The sequence below is a fragment of the Rhodoplanes roseus genome (assembly GCF_003258865.1).
Taxonomy (GTDB): domain Bacteria; phylum Pseudomonadota; class Alphaproteobacteria; order Rhizobiales; family Xanthobacteraceae; genus Rhodoplanes; species Rhodoplanes roseus.
Genome location: NZ_NPEX01000590.1, coordinates 1 through 1,069, shown reverse-complemented (window position 1 = coordinate 1,069; position 1,069 = coordinate 1). Strand labels below are relative to the sequence as shown.

Sequence of the window (1,069 nt, the reverse complement as noted above, 5' to 3'; positions counted from 1 at the left end):
GGCCTGCGGCCGCTCCTCACCATGAGGGGGAAGGTCGACGCGAGACGTTCCGATCGAACGGAGCGCCCCCATGGATCTCCTTCGCCTGAAGAGCTTCCTGGTGCTCGCCGAGACGCTGCATTTCGGCCGGGCGGCGGCGCGGCTCGGGATCGCGCAGCCGCATCTCAGCCGGCGCATCCGCGATCTCGAGGCCGAGATCGGCGTGAGCCTGTTCACCCGCTCGCAGCGGCGCGTGGAGCTGACCGCGGCGGGCGCCACCCTGCGGCTGCGGGCGACCCGCATCGTCGAGGAGGTGGAGAAGGCCAAGATCGAGGCGCGGCAGGTCGGGACCGGCGCGGCCGGGCGGCTGCGCATCGGCTTCATCCACTCGTCGACCTACGGGATGCTGCCGGCGATCATCCGCTCGTTCCGGGCGATGCGGCCGGCCGTGATGCTCGATCTCGTCGAGATGACCATGGTGGAGCAGGTGCGGGCGCTGCGCGCCGGCGACATCGACATCGGCCTTCTCCGCTCGCTGCCCGACGTTCCCGACATCGCCTTCGAGACGGTACTGCGCGAGCCGTTCCGGCTCGCCGTGCCGGCCGACCACGGTTTCGCCGGCCGTCGCTCGGTGGCGTTGCGCGAAATGTCAGGGCAGCCGCTGGTGCTGTTTCCGCGCGAGACGAGCCCGCTGTTCCACGCCCGCATCACGGCCGCCTTCGAGCGCGCCGCCGTGACTCCGGTGATCGTCCAGGAGGCGACGCAGATCCACACCGTGATGGGGCTGGTCGCGGCCGGCATCGGCCTCGCGCTGGTGCCGTCCTCGGCCGAGCGGCTGCCGCGCGCCGGGGCCGTGCTGATCGACCTGGTCGACCCGCCGGAGCCCGCCGACGTCAGCGTCGCCTGGCGGGCCGCGAGCCGGCCGCTGCTGGTGCCGCCGTTCCTGGACGCGGCGCACGAGGCGGCGAAGGGGCTGGAGGAGCCAGGGACACCGGCGAAGGTGGCGACCAGACCGGCCCACCGAAAGCAGCGAAGTTGACCCGCTCGGTCATTCCGGGGCGGCGCACTCGGATCGGCGCTTTGCGCCGCC

At 72.8% G+C, this 1,069-nt stretch carries 1 protein-coding gene; it reads left to right on the top strand.

From position 1 onward, the window contains the following. Window positions 1-70 precede the first annotated feature (70 nt). Window positions 71-1,018 (top strand): LysR family transcriptional regulator, encoded by a 948-nt coding sequence (locus tag CH341_RS31455; RefSeq protein ID WP_111423650.1) that lies wholly within the window; start codon window positions 71-73, stop codon window positions 1,016-1,018. Window positions 1,019-1,069: the final 51 nt, after the last annotated feature.